General features: G+C 41.4%; 1 protein-coding gene. It reads left to right on the top strand.

Going from position 1 to position 2,337, the window contains the following annotated elements:
• Positions 1-1,350, top strand: a 1,350-nt coding sequence (locus AC1DPQ_RS25075; RefSeq protein WP_477611222.1) for a glycoside hydrolase family 36 protein, incomplete at its 5' end; no start/stop codon positions are given.
• Positions 1,351-2,337: the final 987 nt, after the last annotated feature.

Here is a 2,337-nt window from a genome sequence, read left to right as displayed (position 1 = left end):
TCGCTCGATTGCGAAAACCTGGTGCTGCAGCCTGGCGAAACCTGGAGCCTGGAAGAGTTTTTGGTAACAACAAGTAACGACCGGGAAAAAAATTACGATCGTTTAACCGAAGCTATTTCTAAACATCACCCACGGTTAAAGCACGATCCGGTGCCAATGGGCTGGTGTTCATGGTATTGCTTTGGCCCGGCGGTTACAGCCAAAAATGTATCAGATAATACCAATTGGATTGCCAAAAACCTGCCACAGCTAAAATACATACAAATTGATGATGGTTACCAGCCCTGGATGGGCGATTGGCTCGAAAAAGGAAAAGCTTTTGGAGGCGATGTTGCGCAGGTACTGCACGATATTAAAAATAAAGGTTTAGAACCTGCCATTTGGGTAGCGCCATTTGTGGCCAGTCCACAATCCGAATTATTCAAAAACCACCCCGATTGGTTTGTTAAGGATGAAACTGGCAAACCGCTACGTTCTGATAAAATAGGTTTTGGAGGTTGGCGCTTAGGGCCATGGTATGTATTAGATGGTACACACCCGGCAGTTCAGCAATATTATACCGAACTTTTTAAAACCATGCGTCAAAAATGGGGCGTTACTTATTTTAAGCTTGATGCCAATTATTGGGGCGCTATGCATGGTGGTGTACATTACGATAAAAAGGCGACCAGAATCGAAGCTTATCGCCGGGGTATGGAAGCCATACTTAAAGGTTCTGGAGATGCCTTTATACTGGGTTGTAACCATCCAATATGGGGCTCGCTGGGTTTAATTCATGGTTCGAGAAGTTCTATGGATACCTGGCGTGACTGGAAATCGTTCCGGAATATAGGAAGAGAAAACCTACTCAGGGGCTGGCAGAATGGACGGTTATGGTGGAACGATCCGGATTGTATTCTCTTAACTGATAATGGTGCCGAAGATGTAATGGATCAGGGAGGTAATGCAGCTACAGCAAAGAAAGTTGTGTTGCCAGAAAATGAATTTTTATACCATGCTACAACAGTGTATGCCTCGGGCGGCATGTTATTGAGTGGTGATGACCTGACTACAATTAAGCCAGAAAGACTGGCAATTCTTAAAAAGATGATTCCCCCAACAGGAAAGTCGGCCAGGTTCGAAAACGAAAAATTTGAAGTAGGTATTATTAATTTTAAAGATCACATTGAATACACAGTGTTTAACGCAAGTGATGCTCCGGTTAGCCGTAAAATAAAATTACCTGCCGGAAAATATACTTTAAGCAATAAATGGACCGGTAAGGAAATCGGCGTTTTCGAAAAAGAATATGTGATTAATGATTTGCTACCACATAGCGCACAATTAATTTTGGCGAAAAAGGTTAATTAATTAAGGTCTCTTGTACAACGTTAGTAGAGGTTGTATCATAAATACAGATTTGTCACCCTGAGCCTGTCGAAGGGCCTGTTTAAATACTCTTTAAGATGTTTCGACAGGCTCAATATGACAGTATCTGAGTTGAAATTGTCTTTATGATACAGCCTCTTTTTTTGTGTTATACATTTGATAAACTTGACGGTGTGAGTGTAATGTCATTAAGTTAAGCCATTCGGCACAAGTAAAAATAAATTAAACCACAGATAGAAAGGATGCACACAGATATGAAAATCCGTGCTTATCTGTAATTAAAAAACGCTTAGTTTATTGACATTGCAGGGTACCGCTTTGCCAAKGGCTAAATTGGTTAGGCCTGTTGCACGGAAAACCCCTCATTTAGCAATAACAGGTGTGATTTAAACCCGACCTTAGCGGGATGCCACAATTTTTTCAATTGGGGCAGAAGCGGGGGCGGGGCTGCTTCCTCCACAGGTACTGAACTATACATTTCCAAAAACCTTTTATCCGGATGTAAGAGTTTGAACTACAGGCAGAAAGAATGCATGCGGATATAGAATCCGTGTTTATCTGTGTGCATCTGTGATTAAAAACGATTAACTTAATAACATTGGATGCGGGTTCTTTATGGAGTATGTAATCGCCAACTATTAGCTTATAACAACAATGTCCATCGCGAGGTGAAACCTGAAGGAAACCTGCGGTAAAGTCCCTGCCCTGGGAACACAGATATTTTCTGCCATCCCTGCTTTTTTAACGTATTACCCACGCTGCTGTCTAATGAAAGGTATGATTTTTTGGAGTATAGGGACGGTCGCTATCTGAATAAATTTTGGCCTCTGTTAAGGAGTTCATTACTAGCGTCCTTTAAATTTATGGGAAAAATTGGGCGGAGGTGACACTTTTGGGTAATATATTTTTAACCCGCTTATTATCAGTTGTTAATGGCTTTTTGCTTGTGCTGATAGTCTTATTCTAACT

The organism is Pedobacter sp. 01T416_2 (assembly GCF_056398925.1).
The sequence above is the reverse complement of the archived record's forward strand: the minus strand, read 5'-3'. Positions and strand labels throughout refer to the sequence as shown.